This window comes from Pseudomonas sp. KUIN-1 (assembly GCF_009176725.1).
GTDB classification, from domain to species: domain Bacteria; phylum Pseudomonadota; class Gammaproteobacteria; order Pseudomonadales; family Pseudomonadaceae; genus Aquipseudomonas; species Aquipseudomonas fragariae.
The window spans coordinates 1574812-1598058 of sequence record NZ_AP020337.1; the positions used below are offsets into that span (position 1 = coordinate 1574812).

Here is a 23247-nt window from a genome sequence, read left to right on the forward strand (position 1 = left end):
ATAGCCCGCACAGATTTTTTTCAGAAAACGCCGCAGGAGAGATTCGCAATGGCTCAGCAGGGCAGTGGTTATCAGGCTCGCTATAAACGCATTCTACTCAAGCTTAGCGGTGAGGCCCTCATGGGCTCGGAAGAGTTCGGCATCGACCCGAAGGTGCTGGATCGCATGGCGCTGGAAGTCGGCCAGCTGGTCGGTATCGGCGTTCAGGTCGGTCTGGTGATTGGCGGCGGCAACCTGTTCCGTGGCGCGGCCTTGAGTGCTGCGGGCATGGATCGGGTGACAGGCGATCACATGGGCATGCTGGCCACTGTGATGAACGCCCTGGCAATGCGCGATGCGCTGGAGCGCGCTAATATCACTGCCATCGTGATGTCGGCCATTTCCATGGTGGGTGTGACCGATCATTATGATCGCCGTAAGGCCATGCGCCATCTCAGCGCCAAGGAAGTGGTGATTTTTGCCGCCGGCACCGGTAATCCGTTCTTTACCACCGATTCGGCTGCCTGCCTGCGCGCGATCGAGATCGACGCCGATGTAGTGCTCAAGGCCACCAAGGTGGATGGTGTGTACACCGCAGATCCGTTCAAGGACCCGAATGCCGAGAAGTTCGATCATCTGACCTACGATGAAGTGCTGGATCGCAAGCTGGGTGTGATGGATCTGACCGCAATCTGCCTGTGTCGCGATCACAAGATGCCATTGCGCGTCTTCAACATGAACAAGCCGGGTGCCCTTCTGAATATCGTCCATGGTGGCGCTGAAGGGACCCTGATCGAGGAAGCACAATAATGATCAACGAAATCAAGAAAGATGCTCAGACCCGTATGCAGAAGAGTCTGGAGTCGCTGACCCATGCCTTCACCCGTATCCGTACCGGCAAGGCGCATCCGAGCATCCTGGGTGGTGTGATGGTTCCTTACTACGGCGCCGATACCCCGCTGAGCCAGGTGGCCAACGTGACCGTCAAGGACTCGCGTACCCTTCAGGTCGTGGCGTTCGAGCGCAACATGCTCGCTGCTGTCGACAAGGCCATCCAGAGCTCCGGTCTGGGCTTCAATCCGACCAACCTGGGTGAGTTGCTGCTGATCTCCATGCCGGCGCTGACCGAAGAAACCCGCAAGGGCTTCACCAAGCAGGCGCGCGATGCTGCAGAAGATGCCCGTGTGGCCGTCCGTAACATCCGCCGTGACGCCTTGAGCCAGTTGAAAGACCTGGTCAAGGAGAAGGAAATCAGCGAAGACGAAGAGCGTCGTGCGGCTGACGACGTACAGAAGCTGACTGACAAGTTCGTGGCGGAAATCGAAGTTGCGGTCAAGCAGAAAGAAGCCGATCTGATGGCTGTTTAAGGTTTCGGACGCTTTCATGGAAAAGATAAAACCGGCCGTGCCGTCTTCGGTGCCGCGCCATGTTGCGATTATCATGGATGGTAATAATCGCTGGGCCAAGAAGCGCCTGCTGCCAGGCGTTGCAGGCCATAAGGCCGGCGTCGATGCCGTGCGGGCCGTTATCGAGGTCTGCGCCGAAGCGCGGGTCGAAGTGCTGACACTGTTCGCGTTCTCCAGTGAAAACTGGCAGCGCCCGGCCGAAGAGGTGGGTGCGTTGATGGAGCTGTTTTTCACGGCGCTGCGCCGTGAAACCAAGCGCCTGAACGAAAACGAGATCAGCCTGCGAATTATCGGCGACCGCTCACGCTTTCATCCTGAGCTTCAGGCTGCCATGCGCGAGGCGGAAGTGCGCACCTCCGGCAACAGCCGTTTCGTGCTGCAGATCGCTGCCAACTACGGTGGGCAGTGGGACATCGCGCAGGCTGCCCAGCGGCTGGCGCGTGAGGTTCAGGCCGGGCACTTGCAGCCGGAGGACATTACTCCTCAGTTGTTGCAGACCTGCCTGGCCACCGGCGACCTGCCGTTGCCGGATCTGTGCATCCGCACCGGCGGCGAACACCGCATCAGCAATTTTCTGCTTTGGCAGCTGGCCTACGCCGAGCTGTACTTCTCCGACCTGTTCTGGCCGGACTTCAAACACGATGCCATGCGCGCCGCGCTGGCAGATTTCGCTTCTCGCCAACGTCGCTTCGGTAAAACCAGCGAACAGGTAGAAGCTGGAGCCCGGGCTTAATGCTGAAACAACGGATCATCACGGCACTCATTCTGTTGCCGATCGCCTTGTGCGGGTTTTTCCTGCTGACCGGCATGTACTTCGCCCTGTTCATCGGGGTCGTCGTCGTTCTGGGTGCCTGGGAATGGGCGCGGCTCGCAGGTTTTGCCGCGCAGTCGATGCGTATCGGCTATGCGGCTGTGGTCGCTGTTCTGCTTTTCCTCATGTACCTGCTGCCAGGGCTGGAGCCCTGGGTGCTGGTTGCTGCCGTCATCTGGTGGGGTGTGGCGACCTTTCTGGTCCTTACCTATCCGGACTCCAGCAGTCACTGGGCAAGTGCAGCGTGCAAGCTGGTCATCGGCCTTCTGATTCTGCTGCCTGCATGGCAGGGTCTGGTCCTGATCAAGCAGTGGCCACTGGGTAACTGGTTGATTCTGTCGGTGATGGTGCTGGTCTGGGCCGCCGACATCGGCGCTTATTTTTCCGGCAAGGCTTTTGGCAAGCGCAAGCTGGCGCCCAAGGTGAGCCCTGGCAAGAGCTGGGAGGGCGTATATGGCGGTCTGGTGGTCAGTCTGGGCATCACCGCAGCAGTAGGTTTTTCCCGCGACTGGACGGTTGCGCAGTTCATCGCGGCGCTCTTTGGTGCGGCGGTGATCGTATTCATCTCGGTGATTGGCGACCTGACCGAAAGCATGTTCAAGCGCCAGTCCGGGGTCAAGGACAGCAGCAATCTGCTGCCTGGACACGGCGGAGTACTGGACCGCATCGACAGCCTGACGGCGGCCATTCCGGTATTTGCCGTTCTGCTCTGGGCCGCTGACTGGGGTGTCATGTGAGTGGTCCGCAACAAATCACCATTCTGGGCGCAACCGGTTCCATAGGGCTGAGCACTCTGGATGTGGTCGCCCGTCATCCAGCGCTTTATCAAGTGTTCGCGCTCACCGGTTACAGTCGTCTGGATGAATTGCTGGCCTTGTGCATCAGGCACACACCGCAGTACGCCGTAGTGCCGGATCAGGTGGTCGCTCGCAAACTGCAGGACGACCTGGCAGCGGCCGGGCTCGATACCCGGGTGCTGGTCGGCGAGGGCGGTCTGTGCGAAGTGGCCGCAGACCCTCGGGTCGATGCAGTCATGGCCGCCATTGTCGGGGCTGCCGGCTTGCGCCCGACCTTGGCTGCGGTAGAGGCGGGCAAGAAAGTATTGCTGGCCAACAAGGAAGCGCTGGTCATGTCCGGCGCCCTGTTCATGCAGGCTGTTCGGCAAAATGGCGCTGTGCTGTTGCCCATAGACAGCGAGCACAATGCGATCTTCCAGTGCCTGCCCGGCGATTTCGCTCGCGGGCTGGGTGCCGTTGGCGTCCGGCGGATCATGTTGACTGCCTCGGGCGGGCCGTTTCGCGAAACGCCGCTGGAGCAGTTGCAGAATGTCACGCCGGAGCAGGCCTGTGCCCATCCGGTCTGGTCGATGGGGCGCAAGATCTCCGTCGATTCGGCAACCATGATGAACAAGGGGCTTGAGCTGATCGAAGCCTGCTGGCTGTTCGATGCGCGGCCGGATCAGGTCGAGGTGGTCATTCACCCGCAAAGCGTGATTCACTCGCTGGTCGATTATGTCGATGGCTCGGTGCTGGCTCAATTGGGCAATCCCGACATGCGTACGCCCATCGCCAATGCATTGGCATGGCCTGCGCGTGTAGACTCTGGCGTTGCGCCACTGGACCTGTTTCGTATCGGTCAGCTTGATTTTCAGGCGCCGGACGAGGAGCGATTCCCTTGCCTGCGGCTGGCCCGACAGGCGGCAGAGGCTGGAGGCAGTGCACCTGCCATGCTCAACGCGGCCAATGAAGTGGCCGTCGCGGCATTCCTCGATGGGCGTATCCGCTACCTGGAAATCGCCGGTATTATCGAAGAGGTTCTGGATCATGAGCCTGTCACCGCGGTCGAAGGGCTCGAAGCGGTGTTCGCCGCCGATGCAAAAGCGCGTTTGCTGGCGGGCCAATGGCTTGAAAGACACGGGCGATAGCGATCTGACAACCCGTCAGGATGTGAGTGAAAGGGTTGATGTGGTGCGTCAACGGCGGGCCTGGAGGCCTGCAATGATTAACACACTGGCCGACCAGTCGGTACCCGGAGAAGGCTGATGAGCGCTTTATACATGATTCTCGGCACCCTGATTGCTCTGGGTGTGCTGGTGACCTTCCACGAATTCGGCCACTTCTGGGTGGCGCGCCGCTGTGGCGTCAAGGTGCTGCGTTTCTCGGTAGGCTTCGGCACGCCTCTGCTGCGCTGGCATGACCGGCAGGGCACCGAGTACGTCGTCGCTGCCATTCCTCTGGGCGGCTATGTGAAGATGCTCGACGAGCGCGAAGGCAATGTTCCGCCCGAACTCGCTGACCAGTCGTTCAACCGCAAGACAGTAGGGCAGCGCATCGCGATCGTGATTGCCGGCCCGACTGCCAATTTCATCCTGGCCATCGCATTTTTCTGGGTGCTGGCGATGATGGGCAGCGAGCAGGTGCGCCCCGTTATCGGCGCAGTCGAGTCCGGAAGCATCGCCCAGCAGGCTGGCCTGACGGCCGGACAGGAAATCGTTGCTGTCGATGGCGAGCCTACTTCGGGTTGGGCCGGGGTCAATCTGCAACTGGTCCGCCGTCTGGGTGAAAGCGGTACCATCGCGTTGAAAGTCAGGGACCAGGGTTCTACGGTCGACACGTCTCGTCAGTTGGTACTGAGTGACTGGCTGAGAGGCGCAGAAGAGCCTGATCCGATCAAGTCGCTGGGTATTCGCCCGTGGCGTCCGGCGCTGTTGCCGGTGCTGGCGGAAATCGATCCGAAAGGTCCGGCGCAGAGCGCAGGGCTCAAAACGGGTGATCGTCTCGTTGCGATGGACGGTCAGCCGCTCGATGAGTGGCAACAGGTTGTCGATCGGGTGCGCGAGCGTCCCGAAGCGAAGATTTCGCTGCGCATCGAGCGCGACGGGGTGCAAATGGACGTGCCGGTGACCCTCGCGGCCAAGGGCGAGGGCAAGGCTGCCGCGGGTTACCTGGGGGCTGGTGTGAAAGCTGTCGATTGGCCACCGGAAATGCTGCGCGAGGTCAGCTACGGGCCTTTCGCGGCGATGGCCGAGGGTGTGAAGCGCACCTGGAACATGAGTGTGCTGACCCTGGACTCGCTGAAGAAAATGTTGTTCGGCGAGCTCTCGGTAAAAAACTTGAGTGGACCGATAACCATTGCTAAAGTGGCGGGCGCTTCGGCCCAGTCGGGCATCGGAGATTTTCTGAACTTCCTCGCTTATCTGAGTATTAGCCTGGGTGTTCTGAATCTGCTGCCCATTCCCGTCCTGGACGGGGGGCATTTGCTGTTTTATCTGATCGAGTGGGCGCGTGGTCGTCCCCTTTCGGAAAAGGTTCAAGGTTGGGGGGCGCAGATCGGTATTAGTCTGGTAGTGGGCGTAATGTTGCTCGCGCTGGTCAACGATCTGGGCCGACTGTAAAGCGTTGCCGAGTTGCGAATCTGCCGCATTTTGCGGCAGTTTGTTTATTGCCAGTTGGAATAAGAAAGGACTTCATGAAACGTCTGCTGCTAACTGCGGTTCTTTCCGCACTGATGATCGCTGAAGTTCACGCCGAGTCCTTCACCATCTCCGATATCCGTGTCAACGGCCTGCAGCGGGTTTCCGCCGGCAGTGTCTTTGGCGCACTGCCGCTGAACGTAGGCGAGCAGGCGGACGATGGTCGTTTGGTCGATGCTACCCGTTCGCTGTTTAAAACCGGTTTCTTTCAAGATATCCAGCTGGGTCGCGACGGCAACGTGCTCGTCATCAACGTCGTCGAGCGCCCTTCGGTTGCGAGTATCGAAATCGAGGGTAACAAGGCCATTTCCACCGAGGACCTGATGAAGGGGCTGAAACAGTCCGGTCTGGCCGAAGGTGAGATTTTCCAGCGTGCCACCCTCGAAGGCGTGCGTAACGAGCTGCAACGTCAATACGTTGCCCAGGGCCGTTACTCTGCCGAGGTTGACGCCGAGGTTGTTCCTCAGCCGCGCAACCGCGTAGGCCTGAAGATCAACATCAATGAAGGCACCGTAGCCTCCATTCAGCACATCAACGTGGTGGGTAACAAGGTCTTCTCCGACGAAGACCTGACCGACCTGTTCGAGCTCAAGACCAGCAACTGGCTGTCGTTCTTCAAGAATGACGACAAGTACGCCCGTGAAAAGCTGTCGGGTGACCTTGAGCGCCTGCGTTCGTACTACCTCGATCGCGGCTATATCAACATGGATATCGCCTCGACCCAGGTGTCGATCACGCCCGACAAGAAGAACGTGTACATCACCGTCAACATCAATGAAGGCGAGAAGTACAGCGTCAAGTCGGTCAAGCTCAGCGGTGACCTGAAGGTCCCTGAAGATCAGGTCAAATCCCTGTTGCTGGTGCAGCCGGGCCAGGTGTTCTCGCGCAAGGTCATGACCACGACGTCCGAACTGATCACCCGCCGTCTGGGTAACGAAGGCTATACCTTCGCCAACGTCAACGGCGTGCCGACACCGAACAACGAAGACCACACGGTCGATATCACCTTCGTCGTCGACCCGGGCAAGCGTGCCTACGTCAACCGTATCAACTACCGCGGCAACACCAAGTCGGAAGACGAAGTGCTGCGTCGCGAAATGCGCCAGATGGAAGGCGGCTGGGCATCGACCTACCTGATCGACCAGTCGAAAACCCGTCTGGACCGTCTGGGCTTCTTCAAGGAAGTCAACGTCGAAACGCCACCTGTTCCTGGCACCGACGATCAGGTCGATGTGAACTACGCCGTTGAAGAGCAGGCGTCCGGTTCGATCACCGCCAGTGTCGGCTTTGCGCAAAGTGCCGGTCTGATCCTTGGTGGTTCGATCAGCCAGAACAACTTCCTGGGTACCGGTAACAAGGTCAGCATCGGCCTGACCCGCAGCGAATACCAGAGCCGTTACAACTTCAGCTACGTCGATCCGTACTACACGCCGGACGGTGTCAGCCTGGGTTACAGCGCGTTCTACCGCACCACCAACTACGATGACCTTGACGTTGATGTTGCAAGCTATGCGGTTGACAGCCTGGGTGCCGGTATCAACCTTGGCTACCCGATCAGCGAGACCTCGCGCCTGACCTACGGTCTGACCGTGCAGCAGGACGAGATCAAGACCGGCAAGTACACCGTTGACGAGATTTTCGACTTCGTCGAGAAGGAAGGCGACAAGTACCTGAACTTCAAGGGCTCGGTTGGCTGGTCTGAATCGACTCTGAACAAGGGTGTTCTGGCGACCCGTGGTCACTCGCAAAGCCTGGTGTTCGAATCCACCTTGCCGGGTAGCGACCTGTCGTTCTTCAAGCTGGATTACCGTGCCCAGTACTTCCACCCGATCACTGATAACTACACTCTGCGCCTGCACACCGAGCTGGGTTATGGCGACGGCTATGGTTCGACCTCGGGTCTGCCGTTCTACGAGAACTACTACGCCGGTGGCTTCAACTCGGTACGTGGCTTCAAGGACAGCACCCTTGGTCCGCGCAGTACGCCAAGTAATGGCTCCAAGCCGGGCACATTGGCGGACCCGGATCAGGATCCACTGCCGTTCGGCGGTAACGCTCTGGTTCAGGGTGGCGTAGAAGTCATGTTCCCGCTGCCATTCGTCAAGGATCAGCGCTCCTTGCGGACGTCTGTTTTCTGGGACGTGGGTAATGTCTTCGATACCAAGTGCGACTCGACCAGAACAAGCGCGTCAGGCAAGAAAGTCGAATGCAACGACATCGACCTTTCCGGCATGGCCAGCTCGGTGGGTATCGGCGTCACCTGGATCACTGCGCTCGGTCCTTTGAGCTTTGCTCTGGCGATGCCGATCAAGAAGCCGGATGACGAAGCAGAAACTCAGGTCTTCCAATTCTCCCTGGGTCAGACCTTCTAAGCGTCTGGTCTTTGATAACGCAACGAATTTTGTAGGAGTTGTATTGTGCGTAAGTTGACTCAACTGGTAATGCTGGCCACCGTACTGGTCGCCAGCCCTGCATTTGCCGACATGAAAATTGCGGTACTGAACTATCAGATGGCCCTGCTGGAATCGGACGCTGCCAAGCGTTACGCAGTGGACGCCGAGAAGAAGTTCGGCCCGCAACTGACCAAGCTGAAAAGCCTGGAAAGCAGCGCCAAGGGTATTCAGGATCGTCTGGTCAGCGGTGGCGACAAGATGGCTCAGCCTGAGCGCGAGCGTCTGGAGCTTGAGTTCAAGCAAAAGGCCCGTGATTTCCAGTTCCAGTCCAAGGAACTGAACGAAGCCAAGGCCGTTGCTGACCGCGAAATGCTCAAGCAGTTGAAGCCGAAGCTGGATCAGGCTGTAGAAGAAGTCATCAAGAAAGGTGGTTTCGACCTGGTCTTCGAGCGCGGTGCGGTGATCGACGTCAAGCCACAGTATGACGTGACTCGCCAGGTCATCGAGCGCATGAACCAGCTGAAGTAACCATGAGCATAACCATCAAGCTCGGCCAGTTGGCCGAGTTCCTTGGTGCCACGTTACGTGGCGACAAGGATATCGAAATCACCGGGCTGGCCACTTTGCAAGAGGCCGGCCCTGGTCAAGTCAGTTTCCTGGCAAATCCCAAGTACCGTAAATTGCTGGTCGATACCCAGGCCACTGCCGTGCTGCTCAAACCTGCAGACGCCGACGGTTACGCCGGTAATGCGCTGGTGGTTCCTGATACTTATCTGGCCTACGCACGCATTTCGCATTTTTTCGATCCCAAGCCTAAAAGTAGCGCAGGCGTTCATCCGACGGCAGTGATTGCCGCAGATGCACTGATTGATCCTGCTGCCAGCATTGGCGCTTTTGCTGTGATCGAGAGCGGTGTGCGCATTGCAGCAGGTGTCACCATCGGTGCTCACTGCTTCATCGGCGCTCGCTGCGAGATCGGTGAAGGCGGCTGGCTGGCCCCGCGGGTAACGCTTTACCACGATGTGCGCATTGGCAAGCGCGTGGTCATCCAGTCGGGTGCTGTGCTGGGTGGCGAAGGCTTTGGCTTTGCCCAGGATAAAGGTATCTACCACAAGGTTGCACAGATCGGTGGCGTCACCCTCGGTGATGACGTCGAGGTTGGCGTCAATACGGCGATCGATCGCGGTGCACTGGCTGACACGCGCATCGGCAATGGCGTGAAACTGGATAACCAGATTCAGATTGCTCACAACGTTCAGATTGGCGACCACACGGCGATGGCTGCGTGTGTCGGCATTTCCGGAAGCACCAAAATCGGCAAGCATTGCATGCTGGCTGGAGGTGTCGGTCTGGTGGGGCATATCGAGATTTGCGATGGCGTTTTCATCACCGGCATGACGATGGTGACGCATTCCATCACCGAGCCGGGTTCGTACTCGTCCGGTACGGCCATGCAGCCGGCCGCCGAGTGGCGCAAGAGTGCAGCTCGTCTGCGCAAGATCGATGATATGGCGCGACGTCTGCAAAAGCTTGAAAAGGCCATAGAGACGGTGACCTGCGCTGATAATCGCTCATCTGATGGCTGATACCTTTTTAATATCAAGCGTGCTCAGTCGATAAACTGCCTCCTTGATGTAGAGGGGTGCTGCGCAGTCGCGACGCACTCCTAATCTTTACTACAGGCTTCCCCTCGAAATGATGGACATCAAAGAAATTCGCGAATACCTGCCTCATCGTTACCCGTTCCTGCTGGTGGATCGCGTGACCGAGCTGGATATCGAGAACAAGAACATTCGCGCCTACAAGAATGTCAGCGTCAATGAGCCTTTTTTCAACGGTCACTTCCCTGAGCATCCCATCATGCCGGGCGTGCTGATCATCGAAGCGATGGCACAGGCTGCCGGTATCCTCGCGTTCAAGATGCTCGATTCCAAGCCGTCGGACGGTACGCTCTATTATTTCGTCGGTTCGGACAAACTGCGTTTCCGTCAGCCGGTTCTGCCGGGCGACCAACTGGTTCTCGAGGCGAAATTCCTGAGCAGCAAGCGTCAGATCTGGAAGTTCGAATGCAAGGCTACCGTTGATGGCAAGGCAGTCTGCTCTGCCGAAATCATTTGTGCGGAACGCAAACTATGAGTTTGATTGACCCTCGCGCAATCATCGATCCGACGGCCGTTCTGGCCGACAATGTTGAGGTCGGCCCCTGGTCGATCATCGGACCCGGTGTGGAAATTGGCGAGGGTACAGTCGTCGGTCCTCACGTTGTCCTCAAGGGGCCAACCAGAATCGGCAAGCACAACCGCATCTACCAGTTTTCATCGGTGGGTGAGGACACGCCTGATCTGAAATACAAGGGCGAGGAAACCCGCCTTGTCATCGGCGATCACAATGTGATCCGCGAAGGCGTGACCATTCACCGCGGGACCGTTCAGGACCGTGCCGAAACCACGCTGGGCGATCACAACCTGATCATGGCCTATGCCCATATCGGGCATGACAGCGTGATCGGCAACCACGTGATTCTGGTCAACAATACTGCCCTGGCAGGCCACGTTCACGTGGATGACTGGGCGATCCTGTCCGGCTTTACCCTGGTCCATCAGTTCTGCCACATCGGTGCGCACAGCTTCTCCGGCATGGGCACTGCGATCGGCAAGGATGTACCGGCGTTCGTCACGGTCTTTGGCAACCCGGCCGAGGCGCGCAGCATGAACTTCGAGGGCATGCGCCGCCGCGGCTTCTCCGAAGAAGCCATTCATGCGCTGCGCAGAGCCTACAAGACAGTTTATCGCCAGGGGCTGACCATCGGTCAGGCGCTGGCCGATCTGGCAGAGCCTGCGGCGCAGTTTCCTGAAGTGGCCGTATTTCTTCAGTCCATTCAGACGTCGACCCGCGGCATCATTCGCTAACCATGACCAGTCCACTCTGTATCGCTCTGGTCGCGGGTGAAGCATCCGGCGATATCCTCGGATCCGGTCTGATGCGTGCCCTCAAGGTGCGCCATCCCGATATCCGCTTCATTGGTGTCGGCGGTCCGTTGATGGAAGCCGAAGGCATGCAGTCCTCCTTCCCGATGGAGCGCCTGTCGGTGATGGGGCTGGTTGAAGTGCTCGGGCGACTGCGCGAGCTGCTGGCCCGGCGCAAGCTGTTGGTCCAGACCCTGATCAATGAAAAGCCGGACGTCTTCATCGGCATTGACGCGCCTGACTTCACGCTCAATATCGAACTTCAGCTACGTCGCGCCGGGATCAAGACTGTGCACTACGTCAGCCCGTCGGTCTGGGCCTGGCGTCAGAAGCGTGTGCTAAAGATTCGTGAAGGCTGTGACCTGATGCTGACCCTGTTGCCATTCGAAGCGCGTTTCTACGAAGAGCAGGGCGTACCGGTGCGTTTTGTCGGTCATCCGCTGGCAGACACAATTCCTCTGGAGTCCGATCGTGCAGGTGCTCGCGCAGGCCTGGGATTGGCGCAGGAGACGCCGGTTGTCGCGCTGATGCCGGGCAGCCGGGGCGGTGAAGTGGGGCGTCTGGGCGGGTTGTTTTTCGACACGGCCGAGCGGCTGCTTGCCCGGCGCCCAGAGCTGCGCTTCGTACTGCCCTGCGCCAGCCCGCAGCGACGGGCTCAGGTGGAGCAGTTGCTGCAGGGGCGTGATCTGCCCGTCACGCTGCTCGACGGCCAGTCGCATGTTGCTCTGGCCGCGTGCGATGCGGTACTGATCGCCTCCGGCACCGCGACCCTGGAGGCGCTGCTTTACAAGCGCCCCATGGTAGTTGCCTATCGCCTGGCGCCGCTGACCTTCTGGATACTCAAGCGAATGGTCAAAAGCCCTTACGTGTCGCTGCCGAACCTGCTGGCCCAGCGTCTGCTGGTGCCTGAGCTGCTGCAGGACGACGCTACGCCAGAAGCCCTGGCGCGTACGCTGCTGCCATTGATCGACGACGGTCGCGAGCAGACCGCCGGTTTTGATGCCATTCACCGGATCCTGCGTCGCGATGCGTCCAATCAGGCCGCCGATGCGGTATTGAGCCTGCTCGGACGGTCGCCTTCACTGTGAGGTCGCCCATGATGCAAACAGGTCTGGATTTTACCCTCGTCGAGGACCTGGTGGCGGGTGTTGATGAAGTGGGTCGCGGCCCGCTGTGCGGTGCCGTGGTAACCGCCGCCGTCATTCTCGACCCGACCAGGCCCATTCTCGGTCTCAATGATTCGAAGAAACTGACCGAAGCCAGGCGCGAAAAGCTCTACGTCGAAATTCAGGAGAAAGCCCTGTGCTGGTTCATTGCCAGGGCTGAAGTCGAAGAGATCGACCAGCTGAATATCCTCCACGCCACGATGCTGGCCATGCAGCGCGCCGTTGAGGGGTTGAGTATCACGCCCAGACTGGCGCTTATCGACGGCAACCGCTGCCCGCAGTTGTCGGTGCCCTCGGCGCCGGTGGTAAAGGGTGACTCCAAGGTGCCTGCCATCGCTGCCGCCTCGATTCTTGCCAAGGTGAGTCGGGATCGGGAAATGGCAGCGTTCGAACTCATCTATCCGGGTTATGGCATCGGTGGGCACAAGGGTTATCCTACCCCGGTGCATCTGGAAGCACTGGCCCGGCTCGGGCCGACGCCCATTCATCGGCGTTCCTTCGCTCCGGTGCGTGCAGCCCATGAAGCGCGCGCAACGATAATGATGGGTGGCTCGATTTCGCCTTCAGTCGGGTTGCTGCAGGACTGACGTTTCACTCCGGGCCAGCTACAATCCTGCCCTTCGTTTTTTGTATTTTCGCGTTTTATAGGATCACCATGCCGGCTTCTTTCGTTCATCTACGCCTGCACACCGAATATTCGCTGGTTGACGGTCTGGTTCGGGTCAAACCGTTGATCAAGGCGCTGACCGGCATGAACATGCCCGCCGTGGCGGTGACCGACCAGAACAACATGTGCTCGCTGGTCAAGTTCTACAAGGCCGCCCAGGGCTCCGGCATCAAGCCGATCTGCGGTGTCGACCTGTGGCTGGCGGGCAGGGACGAAGATGCCGCGCTCAGCCGCATCAGCCTGCTGGCGATGAATGCCCAGGGCTACCGCAACCTGACCGAGCTGATTTCCCGAGGCTTTATCGAAGGCCAGCGCAACGGTCAGATCGTCATTCAGCGCCAGTGGGTCGCGCAGGCCAGTGAAGGTGTGATTGCGCTTTCTGCGGCCAAGGAAGGCGAGATCGGCATGGCCTTGCTCGGCGGCAATCCGGGGGAGGCCGACGAACTGCTGCGCGAGTGGCTGGAAGTCTTTCCTGACCGCTTCTATATCGAAGTGCAGCGCACCAACCGCGCCAATGACGAAGAACATCTGCACGCTGCGGTGGCCCTGGCCGAGCGTCACGGTGCACCGCTGGTGGCGACCAACGATGTGCGCTTCATCAAACAGGCCGATTTCGAAGCTCACGAAACCCGTGTGTGCATCGGTGAAGGGCGTGCGCTGGACGACCCGCGTCGCTCGCACAACTACAGCGATCAGCAATACCTGAAAAGTCCGGAAGAAATGGCCGAACTGTTCAGCGATCTGCCGGAGGCGCTGGAAAACACCGTCGAGATTGCCAAGCGCTGCAACATCGACGTCAAGCTGGGCACGCACTTCCTGCCCAACTTCCCGATTCCCGATGGCATGACCATCGATGAGTATTTCCGCAAGGTCTCCTTCGACGGCCTCGAAGAGCGTCTTGCAGTCCTGTTGCCCAAGGACACGACCGAAGATTACGAAGCCAAGCGTCAGGTGTATGTCGACCGGCTGAATTTCGAGCTGGATATCATTATCCAGATGGGCTTCCCCGGTTACTTCCTGATCGTGATGGACTTCATCCAGTGGGCCAAGAGCAACGGCGTGCCGGTGGGGCCGGGCCGTGGTTCGGGTGCCGGGTCGCTGGTCGCCTATGTGCAGAAGATCACCGACCTCGACCCGCTGGAATACGACCTGCTGTTCGAACGCTTCCTGAACCCGGAACGGGTTTCCATGCCCGACTTCGACGTCGACTTCTGCATGGATGGTCGTGACCGGGTGATCGAATATGTGGCCGAGAAGTACGGTCGCAACGCGGTCAGCCAGATCATCACCTTCGGTTCCATGGCTGCCAAGGCGGTGGTGCGTGACGTGGCGCGGGTGCAGGGCAAGTCTTACGGGCTGGCTGATCGTCTGTCGAAGATGATCCCGTTCGAAGTCGGCATGACCCTCGAAAAAGCCTACGAGCAGGAAGAGATTCTTCGCGATTTCCTCAAGGTCGATGAGGAAGCTGCGGAAATCTGGGAGATGGCGCTCAAGCTCGAAGGCATCGTGCGTAACGTCGGCAAGCACGCCGGCGGTGTGGTTATTGCCCCGACCAAGCTGACCGACTTCTCGCCGATTTATTGCGACGAGGCCGGTGACGGTCTGGTGACCCAGTTCGACAAGGACGATGTCGAGGCTGCGGGGCTGGTGAAGTTCGACTTCCTCGGTCTGCGTACCCTGACCATCATCGACTGGGCACTCAAGACCATCAACCGCGACCGCGCCAAGGTCAACGAAGAACCGCTGGACATCGCGTTCATTCCGCTCGATGACATGCCGACCTATCAGTTGCTGCAGCGCGCCGAGACCACGGCAGTGTTCCAGCTCGAGTCGCGCGGCATGAAAGAGCTGATCAAAAAGCTCAAGCCCGACTGTCTGGAAGACCTGATCGCACTGGTGGCACTGTTCCGTCCCGGCCCGTTGCAATCGGGCATGGTCGACGACTTCATCAACCGTAAACACGGTCGCGCCGAGCTGTCCTATCCGCACGTCGATTACCAGTACGAAGGCCTCAAGCCGGTACTGGCACCGACCTACGGCATCATCCTGTATCAGGAACAGGTGATGCAGATCGCCCAGGTCATGGCCGGTTACACCCTTGGCGGTGCGGACATGCTGCGTCGTGCCATGGGTAAGAAAAAGCCCGAGGAAATGGCCAAGCAGCGCGGTGGTTTCATCGATGGCTGCAAGACCAATAACATCGACCCGGACCTGGCCGGTAACATCTTCGACCTGGTGGAAAAGTTCGCCGGTTACGGTTTCAACAAGTCCCACTCCGCGGCCTACGGGCTGGTGTCGTACCAGACTGCCTGGCTGAAGACTCACTACCCGGCGCCGTTCATGGCGGCGGTATTGTCGGCGGATATGCACAACACCGACAAGGTCGTGACCTTGATCGAAGAAGTGCGCACGATGAAGCTGCGCCTCGATGCGCCGGACGTGAACACCTCGGAGTTCAAGTTCACGGTAAGCGACGATGGCCGCATTCTTTATGGCCTCGGTGCGATCAAGGGGGTAGGCGAGGGGCCGGTCGAGGCGATTACCGACGCGCGCCAGAACGGGCCGTTCAAGGACCTGTTCGACTTCTGCGCCCGCGTCGACCTCAAGCGGGTCAACAAGCGAACCCTGGATGGGCTGATTCGCAGCGGTGCGCTGGATCGCCTCGGGCCGTACTTCGAACTGGAGCCCAAGGCCTATCAGGCCAATATCGACCGTAACCGTTCGGTGCTGCTTGCCGCACTGGAAGAAGCCATTCAGGCAGCAGAGCAGACGGCGCGCAGTCGCGACAGTGGTCACTCGGACCTGTTCGGCGGCCTGTTCGTCGAAGCGGATGCCGATGTCTACGCCAACCATCGCAAGACCCGCGAGCTGAGCCTCAAGGATCGTCTGCGTGGCGAGAAGGAAACCCTGGGGCTGTACCTGACCGGGCATCCGATCGATGAATATGAAGGCGAGATCCGCCGGTTCGCCCGGCAACGGATCATCGATCTCAAGCCGGCAAGAGACACTCAGACGGTGGCAGGTCTGATCATTGCCCTGCGCGTCATGAAGAACAAGAAGGGCGACAAGATGGGGTTCATTACCCTGGACGATCGCTCGGCGCGCATCGAGGCGTCGCTGTTTGCCGAAGCGTTCCATTCGGCTCAGTCACTGTTGCAGACCGATGCTATGGTGGTGGTCGAGGGCGAAGTCAGTAATGATGACTTCTCCGGCGGGCTGCGCCTGCGGGCCAAGCGTGTCATGAGTATCGAGGATGCCCGCACCAATCTGGCCGAGAGCCTGCGTGTGACGGTGCGTGCCGAAGCGCTCAAGGGCGACCGGCTGCGCTGGCTGGGCGATCTGTGCAAGCGCCATCGCGGTGCCTGTCCGATCACGGTGGACTACACGGGGCAGGACGCCCGTGCATTGCTGCAATTGGGAGAAGCATGGCGGATTGATCCTGCGGACAGCTTGATTCAAGCTCTGCGTGACCAGTTCGGACGTGAGAACGTCTTTCTCCAGTATCGTTGAACGCCGCAGGCTCGACTTGCGCTCAACCCTGAATTTTAATTTCGACCTGAACGCGCCGGTTCCGAACAGGAACGGCGCAGACGGATCAACCGGCCGGCCTCTTGGCCGTCGACCCAAGACGGATGCCTATGAACCCGAATTTTCTTGATTTCGAACAGCCTATCGCTGACTTGCAGGCCAAAATCGAAGAACTGCGCTTGGTGGGTAACGACAACTCGCTGAACATCGGCGACGAGATCTCCCGGCTGCAAGACAAGAGCAAGACGCTCACCGAAAGCATCTTCGGCAACCTGACCAGCTGGCAGATCGCGCGCATGGCGCGCCATCCGCGTCGTCCCTACACGCTGGACTACATCGAAAACATCTTTACCGAGTTCGATGAGCTGCACGGTGATCGTCATTTCTCCGATGATGCGGCGATCGTCGGCGGTATTGCCCGTCTGGACAACCAGCCAGTCATGGTCATCGGTCATCAGAAAGGTCGTGAAGTGCGCGAGAAGGTTCGTCGCAACTTCGGTATGCCGCGCCCCGAAGGCTATCGCAAGGCCTGCCGCCTGATGGAAATGGCCGAGCGCTTCAAGATGCCGATCCTGACCTTTATCGACACACCGGGCGCCTATCCGGGTATCGACGCGGAAGAGCGCAACCAGAGCGAGGCCATTGCCTGGAACCTGCGCGTGATGGCCCGTCTCAAGACGCCGATCATCGCTACCGTCATCGGTGAAGGCGGTTCCGGTGGTGCGCTGGCAATTGGTGTCTGTGACCAGTTGAACATGCTGCAGTATTCGACCTACGCGGTGATCTCTCCGGAAGGCTGCGCATCGATTCTGTGGAAGACCGCCGAGAAGGCCCCGGATGCTGCCGAAGCCATGGGCATCACCGCTGATCGCCTGAAAGGCCTGGGTATCGTCGACAAGGTCATCGCCGAACCACTGGGTGGCGCGCATCGTGACCCGGTAGCCGCCGCTGCCTTGATTCGTGAAGAGCTGAGCAGTCAGCTGGCGATGCTCAAGGAGTTCGATAATGACGAGCTGCTTGCCCGCCGTTATGACCGCTTGATGAGCTACGGTCTGTAAGCTGCGTCGCCCCGATTGTTTCCACGTCTTGCGGGCTTCTGCCCGAAGGGCGTGGGAGCGAACCTGTTCGCGAAAGGGCGGGTTCGAGCACTGAAGCCGTTAGTGTGCGAACCCGCCAGGCCGGTGAAAACACCCATGACCACCCCCTCACGCACCGGTCATGATCTTTCTGTCAGGCTTCTTCAAGTCCTGGCCCCCTGGCGCAATGCGCCTGTCTGGCATGTCGGTTTCTCCGGCGGCCTCGACTCAACCGTGCTTTTGCATCTTCTGGCTGAACTTGCCAGTCGCGAAACCCTGCCTGCGCTTAACGCCATCCATGTGCACCATGGCCTGCAGCCCGCTGCCGATGCCTGGCCAGAGCATTGTCAGCAGGTCTGCAGGACGCTCGGGGTGGCATTCGAGTCGGTTCGTGTTCAGGTCGAGCCGGGTGCAAGTATCGAGCAGGCGGCCCGGCAGGCGCGATACAGCGCGTTCAGCGAGCGGCTGGGTGAGGGCGAGGTGCTGCTGACGGGGCAGCATCGCGATGATCAGGCCGAGACCCTGTTGTTCCGTCTGCTGCGCGGCGCAGGCGTACGCGGTCTGGCTGCCATGCCCGATCAGCGGGTGCTGGGGCGTGGGCACCTGGTGAGGCCGCTCCTGGATATGTCGCGAATGCAGTTGGAGGATTACGCGCATCGGCACGGGCTGAACTGGATCGAAGATCCCAGCAATGACGATCAGCAGTTCTCGCGCAATTTTCTGCGCAGTCAGGTACTGCCGTTGCTGACCTCCCGATGGCCACAGGCAGCGGCCAGTCTGGCGCGAACCGCACGTCACCTTGGCGAAGCGCAGCAATTGCTGGACGAGCTTGCGCTGCAGGATATTGCCCATGCCCAGGCTGCAACGTCGTTCGCTTGGCTTAGCCTGCCGGTATTGAGTCTTGGGCCGATTGCCGCATTGTCAGCAGCCCGGCAGCGCAATGCACTGCGTCACTGGCTTGCGCCGCTGACGCGCCTGCCGGACACCGATCACTGGGCCGGCTGGGAGGCGTTGCGCGATGCAGCGCAGGACGCGGGCCCGCTGTGGCGGCTCGCCGATGGAACCCTGCACAGGGCGCAGGGCTGCCTCTGGTGGGTGCCCGCTGGCTGGGAGCCGCTCGGTCATCAGACAATGGACTGGTCAGACCCTGGCGCGGCGCTGCTCCTTCCCGGTAATGGCCGCGTGGTTCTGCAAGGCGAGGCGCCGTCGGGGTGTCTGCAAGTCCGCTATCGGCAGGGCAGTGAAGTGTTACGCCTGGACGGGCGTGGCAGCCGTGACCTCAAGCGCTTGCTCAACGAGCAGGCAGTGCCGGCGTTTCTGCGCGGCAGATTGCCGCTGCTGTACCTCGATAACGTGCTGCTGGCGGTCGCCAACCTGCCAGGGCTGGACGGTTCGCCCAATGAAAACTGGCGTTTGCGCTGGGTTGCGCCGACCGGCGACCAAAGTTTGAGCTGAAAGGCCCTTTCAGGTAGACTACGCTCCCTTCTTGATACAGCTTCTGTCGGCTCTTTTGAAACGACATGAGTTGCCGGTTACCAACCAGTATTTACTGGGTAATTCTTAAAATGTAGCGCACACCACACTGGCTTCGGCCGGTCGGTTTCAACGCAGCAGTTTCGGGAGTGCACCGTGAATTTTGTCGGTAATCGGGGGCTTCGGCCTTCCTTCGCTATCCCCGGCGGCTCTGACCGCTTTAACGCAGACTTCTAGGGTTTTTCATGACGCGCTACATCTTCGTCACGGGCGGTGTTGTTTCTTCATTGGGGAAAGGCATTGCCTCGGCTTCATTGGCGGCCATCCTGGAGGCGCGGGGACTCAAGGTCACCATGCTCAAACTGGATCCCTACATCAACGTGGACCCAGGCACCATGAGCCCGTTCCAGCACGGTGAGGTGTTCGTCACTCACGACGGCGCCGAGACCGACCTGGACCTTGGTCACTATGAGCGGTTCATCCGCACCACCATGACCCAGAACAACAACTTCACCACCGGCCGTGTGTACGAGCACGTCCTGCGCAAAGAGCGCCGTGGTGATTACCTGGGCGCGACCATTCAGGTCATCCCGCACATCACCGATGAAATCAAGCGCCGCATCATCAAGGGTGCAGGCGATGCCGACGTGGCGCTGGTCGAGATCGGCGGCACGGTGGGTGACATCGAGTCCCAGCCGTTCCTTGAAGCCATCCGCCAGTTGCGTTTCGAAGTCGGCGCGCGCCGCGCGATGCTGATGCACCTGACGCTGGTGCCGTATATCGCCACTGCCGGCGAGACCAAGACCAAGCCGACCCAGCATTCGGTGAAGGAATTGCGCTCCATCGGCCTGCAGCCTGATGTGCTGGTCTGCCGTTCCGATCACCCGATCGACGTTTCTTCGCGTCGCAAGATCGCTCAGTTCACCAACGTCGAAGAGCGTGCAGTCATCGCCCTCGAAGACGCGGACACCATCTACAAGATCCCGGGCATTCTGCATTCGCAAGGCCTGGACGATTTTGTGGTCGAGCGCTTCGGCCTGCAATGTGGCGGTGCCGACCTGTCCGAGTGGGACAAGGTTGTCGACGCCAAGCTCAACCCGGAGCACGAAGTGACCATCGCGATGGTCGGCAAGTACATGGAACTGCTCGACGCCTACAAGTCGTTGATCGAAGCCATGAGCCACGCCGGTATTACCAATCGCACCAAGGTCAACCTGCGCTACATCGATTCTGAAGACATTGAAAACCAGGGCACCGGCCTGCTGGAAGGCGTGGATGCAATCCTGGTTCCGGGTGGCTTCGGTCTGCGCGGCGTCGAAGGCAAGATCACGGCCGTTCAGTTCGCCCGTGAGAACAAGGTTCCGTACCTGGGCATCTGCCTGGGCATGCAGGTCGCAGTCATCGAGTTCGCCCGTAACGTGCTGGGCTGGAAAGACGCCAACTCCACCGAGTTCGACCGCACCAGCGCACACGCTGTGGTGGGGCTGATCACCGAATGGGAAGACGCCACCGGCGCAGTCGAAACCCGTACCGAAAGCTCCGATCTGGGCGGCACCATGCGTCTGGGTGCGCAAGAGTGCCAGCTTGAAGCCGGTTCGCTGGTTCACGATTGCTACACCAAGGACGTGATCGTCGAACGTCATCGTCATCGTTACGAAGTGAACAACAACCTGTTGCCGCAACTGATCGAGGCCGGCCTGAAGATTTCCGGTCGCTCCGGTGACGGCGCGCTGGTTGAAGTGGTTGAGGCTCCGGACCATCCATGGTTCGTTGCTTGCCAGTTCCACCCGGAATTCACCTCCACGCCCCGTGACGGTCATCCGCTGTTCAGCGGTTTCGTCAAGGCGGCACTGGCTCAACATCAGAAAAATTCCTGACAGGGACTGCAGACATGGCTCAGAAAATCATCCGCGTAGGTTCGATCGAGGTCGCCAACGACAAGCCAATGGTGCTGTTCGGCGGCATGAACGTACTCGAATCCCGGGATATGGCCATGCAGGTCTGTGAAGAATACGTAAAGGTCACCGAAAAGCTCGGTATCCCTTACGTGTTCAAGGCCAGCTTCGACAAGGCCAACCGCTCTTCGGTGAACTCCTACCGTGGGCCGGGCCTTGAAGAAGGCATGCGTATTTTCGAAGAGATCAAGCGCACCTTCAACGTGCCGCTGATCACCGATGTTCACGAGCCTCATCAGGCTGCCGTGGTGGCCGAAGTCTGCGACGTCATTCAGCTGCCGGCTTTCCTGTCGCGGCAGACCGATCTGGTTGTGGCGATGGCGAAAACCGGCGCGATCATCAACATCAAGAAAGCCCAGTTCCTTGCACCCCAGGAAATGAAACACATCCTGACCAAGTGCGAAGAGGCCGGTAACGATCAGTTGATTCTCTGTGAGCGGGGTTCCAGCTTCGGTTACAACAACCTGGTCGTGGACATGCTTGGCTTCGGCATCATGAAACAGTTCGAGTACCCGATCCTGTTCGACGTAACCCACGCCCTGCAGATGCCGGGCGGTCGTTCCGATTCTGCCGGCGGCCGCCGCGCCCAGGTGCTGGACCTGGCCAAGGCCGGCATCAGTCAGAATCTGGCCGGTCTGTTCCTTGAAGCCCATCCGGACCCTGACAACGCCAAATGCGACGGGCCATGTGCCCTGCGTCTGGACAAGCTGGAGCCGTTCCTGGCCCAGCTCAAGTCACTGGATGAACTTGTCAAAAGTTTTCCGATCGTAGAGACCGCTTGAGCAGGGTTCTCCGGTAAAGTGCCGTTCCCCGTCATTCGTGACGGGGTTGTCACATTCAGGGCTGCCGGTTTTTGCACCTGACTGTGAACATCGTTTTCCCGCTGCGTCGTTTTCGTCAATCCTGGAGTGTTTACAACAATGGCAAAAATCGTTGACATCAAAGGTCGTGAAGTTCTTGACTCCCGTGGCAACCCAACCGTTGAAGCAGATGTGCTCCTCGATAACGGCATCATCGGCAGCGCCTGCGCGCCGTCTGGCGCTTCAACCGGCTCGCGCGAAGCGCTGGAGCTGCGTGATGGCGACAAGAGCCGTTACATGGGCAAGGGCGTTCTGAAGGCTGTTGCCAATATCAATGGTCCGATCCGCGACCTGCTGCTGGGCAAGGATCCGGTTGACCAGAAGGCGCTGGATCACGCGATGATCGAGCTGGACGGCACCGAAAACAAGGCAAGCCTGGGCGCGAACGCCATCCTCGCGGTCTCCCTGGCAGCTGCCAAGGCAGCGGCACAGGATCAGGACCTGCCGCTGTACGCGCACATCGCCAACCTCAATGGCACACCGGGTGTGTATTCCATGCCAGTGCCGATGATGAACATCATCAACGGTGGCGAGCATGCCGATAACAACATCGACATCCAGGAATTCATGATCCAGCCTGTCGGCGCCAAGTCCTTCGCTGAAGGCCTGCGCTGGGGCACCGAGATTTTCCATCACCTCAAGGCGGTTCTCAAGGCGCGTGGCCTGAACACCGCAGTGGGCGACGAAGGTGGCTTCGCGCCTAACCTGGCGTCCAACAAGGAAGCGCTCGACGCCATCGCCGAGGCGGTTGCCAATGCGGGTTATACGCTGGGCACCGACGTGACCCTGGCGCTTGACTGCGCAGCGAGCGAGTTCTACAAGAACGGCAAGTACAAGCTGAGCGAAGAGGGCGAGTACAGCTCTGCCGAGTTTGCCGAATACCTTGCCGAGCTGACTCGCAAACACCCGATCATTTCCATTGAAGACGGTCTGGACGAGTCCGATTGGGATGGCTGGAAAATCCTCACCGACAAGATCGGCGAGAAAACCCAGCTGGTAGGTGACGACCTGTTCGTGACCAACACCAAGATCCTCAAGGAAGGCATCGACAAGAAGATCGCCAACTCGATCCTGATCAAGTTCAACCAGATCGGCACGCTGACCGAAACCCTGGAAGCCATTCAGATGGCCAAGGCTGCCGGTTATACTGCGATCATCTCTCACCGTTCCGGCGAGACCGAAGATTCGACCATTGCCGACCTGGCGGTGGGCACCTCTGCCGGTCAGATCAAAACCGGTTCGCTGTGCCGCTCCGATCGCGTGTCCAAGTACAACCAATTGCTGCGCATCGAGGAGCAATTGGGCTCCAAGGCTGTGTATCGTGGTCGTGCCGAGTTTCGCGGCTGAGCCATAGATGGTAAAAAGACGCAGAGTGCTGCGCGGATTCGGGTTCCCTGACTCGCCTGTGCAGCTCCGATGCTGACGCTCCGCGGTAATCTGGAGTGATTGAGCCTGGCTTATGTCAGGCTCAATGCCCTCAGTCGTTTGTTGTTCA

The 23247-nt window shown here is 59.4% G+C and carries 19 protein-coding genes; all 19 read left to right on the forward strand.

The window, feature by feature from the left end; genetic code table 11:
- Nucleotides 1–48: 48 nt before the first annotated feature.
- Nucleotides 49–789 (forward strand): UMP kinase, encoded by a 741-nt coding sequence (gene pyrH, locus KUIN1_RS07525; protein WP_003339591.1) that lies wholly within the window; start codon nt 49–51, stop codon nt 787–789.
- Nucleotides 789–1346, forward strand: a complete 558-nt coding sequence (gene frr / locus KUIN1_RS07530) for a ribosome recycling factor (protein WP_004657953.1) — start codon at nt 789–791, stop codon at nt 1344–1346. Before pyrH ends, frr begins: the two co-directional genes overlap by 1 nt.
- A 16-nt stretch (nt 1347–1362) precedes the next feature.
- Nucleotides 1363–2118, forward strand: a complete 756-nt coding sequence (uppS, locus tag KUIN1_RS07535) for a polyprenyl diphosphate synthase (protein ID WP_003314296.1) — start codon at nt 1363–1365, stop codon at nt 2116–2118.
- Entirely contained in the window at nt 2118–2933 is an 816-nt protein-coding gene (locus tag KUIN1_RS07540) for a phosphatidate cytidylyltransferase (protein ID WP_003415535.1), read from the forward strand. Before uppS ends, KUIN1_RS07540 begins: the two co-directional genes overlap by 1 nt.
- Entirely contained in the window at nt 2930–4120 is a 1191-nt protein-coding gene (gene ispC, locus KUIN1_RS07545) for a 1-deoxy-D-xylulose-5-phosphate reductoisomerase (RefSeq protein ID WP_004406255.1), read from the forward strand. The genes KUIN1_RS07540 and ispC overlap by 4 nt, the downstream gene beginning before the upstream one ends.
- A gap of 117 nt (nt 4121–4237) precedes the next feature.
- Entirely contained in the window at nt 4238–5590 is a 1353-nt protein-coding gene (gene rseP, locus KUIN1_RS07550; protein WP_004406254.1) for a sigma E protease regulator RseP, read from the forward strand.
- Nucleotides 5591–5664: 74 nt separating this feature from the next.
- Nucleotides 5665–8040: an outer membrane protein assembly factor BamA gene (gene bamA, locus KUIN1_RS07555; protein ID WP_011266976.1), complete on the forward strand. Its 2376-nt coding sequence runs from the start codon at nt 5665–5667 to the stop codon at nt 8038–8040.
- A gap of 45 nt (nt 8041–8085) precedes the next feature.
- Nucleotides 8086–8589: an OmpH family outer membrane protein gene (locus tag KUIN1_RS07560; protein WP_003314303.1), complete on the forward strand. Its 504-nt coding sequence runs from the start codon at nt 8086–8088 to the stop codon at nt 8587–8589.
- Between the two features lie 2 nt (nt 8590–8591).
- Nucleotides 8592–9647 carry a UDP-3-O-(3-hydroxymyristoyl)glucosamine N-acyltransferase gene (gene lpxD, locus KUIN1_RS07565; RefSeq protein WP_011266978.1) on the forward strand — a complete coding sequence of 352 codons (1056 nt, stop codon included), beginning with the start codon at nt 8592–8594 and terminating at the stop codon, nt 9645–9647.
- Between the two features lie 109 nt (nt 9648–9756).
- Nucleotides 9757–10197 carry a 3-hydroxyacyl-ACP dehydratase FabZ gene (fabZ, locus tag KUIN1_RS07570; RefSeq protein WP_002554719.1) on the forward strand — a complete coding sequence of 147 codons (441 nt, stop codon included), beginning with the start codon at nt 9757–9759 and terminating at the stop codon, nt 10195–10197.
- On the forward strand, nt 10194–10970 hold the full coding sequence (gene lpxA / locus KUIN1_RS07575) for an acyl-ACP--UDP-N-acetylglucosamine O-acyltransferase (RefSeq protein ID WP_003314305.1): 777 nt from the start codon (nt 10194–10196) through the stop codon (nt 10968–10970). The genes fabZ and lpxA overlap by 4 nt, the downstream gene beginning before the upstream one ends.
- Nucleotides 10971–10972: 2 nt before the next feature.
- Nucleotides 10973–12115: a lipid-A-disaccharide synthase gene (gene lpxB / locus KUIN1_RS07580; RefSeq protein ID WP_024651769.1), complete on the forward strand. Its 1143-nt coding sequence runs from the start codon at nt 10973–10975 to the stop codon at nt 12113–12115.
- Nucleotides 12116–12126: 11 nt separating this feature from the next.
- Nucleotides 12127–12780, forward strand: a complete 654-nt coding sequence (rnhB, locus tag KUIN1_RS07585) for a ribonuclease HII (RefSeq protein ID WP_024639907.1) — start codon at nt 12127–12129, stop codon at nt 12778–12780.
- 68 nt (nt 12781–12848) lie between these two features.
- Entirely contained in the window at nt 12849–16370 is a 3522-nt protein-coding gene (dnaE, locus tag KUIN1_RS07590) for a DNA polymerase III subunit alpha (protein WP_011266980.1), read from the forward strand.
- Between the two features lie 128 nt (nt 16371–16498).
- Nucleotides 16499–17446 (forward strand): acetyl-CoA carboxylase carboxyl transferase subunit alpha, encoded by a 948-nt coding sequence (accA, locus tag KUIN1_RS07595; protein ID WP_003364825.1) that lies wholly within the window; start codon nt 16499–16501, stop codon nt 17444–17446.
- Between the two features lie 135 nt (nt 17447–17581).
- The gene (gene tilS / locus KUIN1_RS07600; RefSeq protein ID WP_103713531.1) at nt 17582–18919 is read left to right on the forward strand and encodes a tRNA lysidine(34) synthetase TilS; all 1338 of its coding nucleotides are present in this window, start codon (nt 17582–17584) and stop codon (nt 18917–18919) included.
- Between the two features lie 263 nt (nt 18920–19182).
- Nucleotides 19183–20814 (forward strand): CTP synthase, encoded by a 1632-nt coding sequence (locus tag KUIN1_RS07605; protein WP_003364819.1) that lies wholly within the window; start codon nt 19183–19185, stop codon nt 20812–20814.
- A 14-nt stretch (nt 20815–20828) separates the two neighbouring features.
- Nucleotides 20829–21674, forward strand: a complete 846-nt coding sequence (kdsA, locus tag KUIN1_RS07610; RefSeq protein ID WP_004406226.1) for a 3-deoxy-8-phosphooctulonate synthase — start codon at nt 20829–20831, stop codon at nt 21672–21674.
- A 138-nt stretch (nt 21675–21812) separates the two neighbouring features.
- Entirely contained in the window at nt 21813–23099 is a 1287-nt protein-coding gene (eno, locus tag KUIN1_RS07615) for a phosphopyruvate hydratase (RefSeq protein WP_003339565.1), read from the forward strand.
- The last annotated feature ends 148 nt before the right edge of the window (nt 23100–23247 follow it).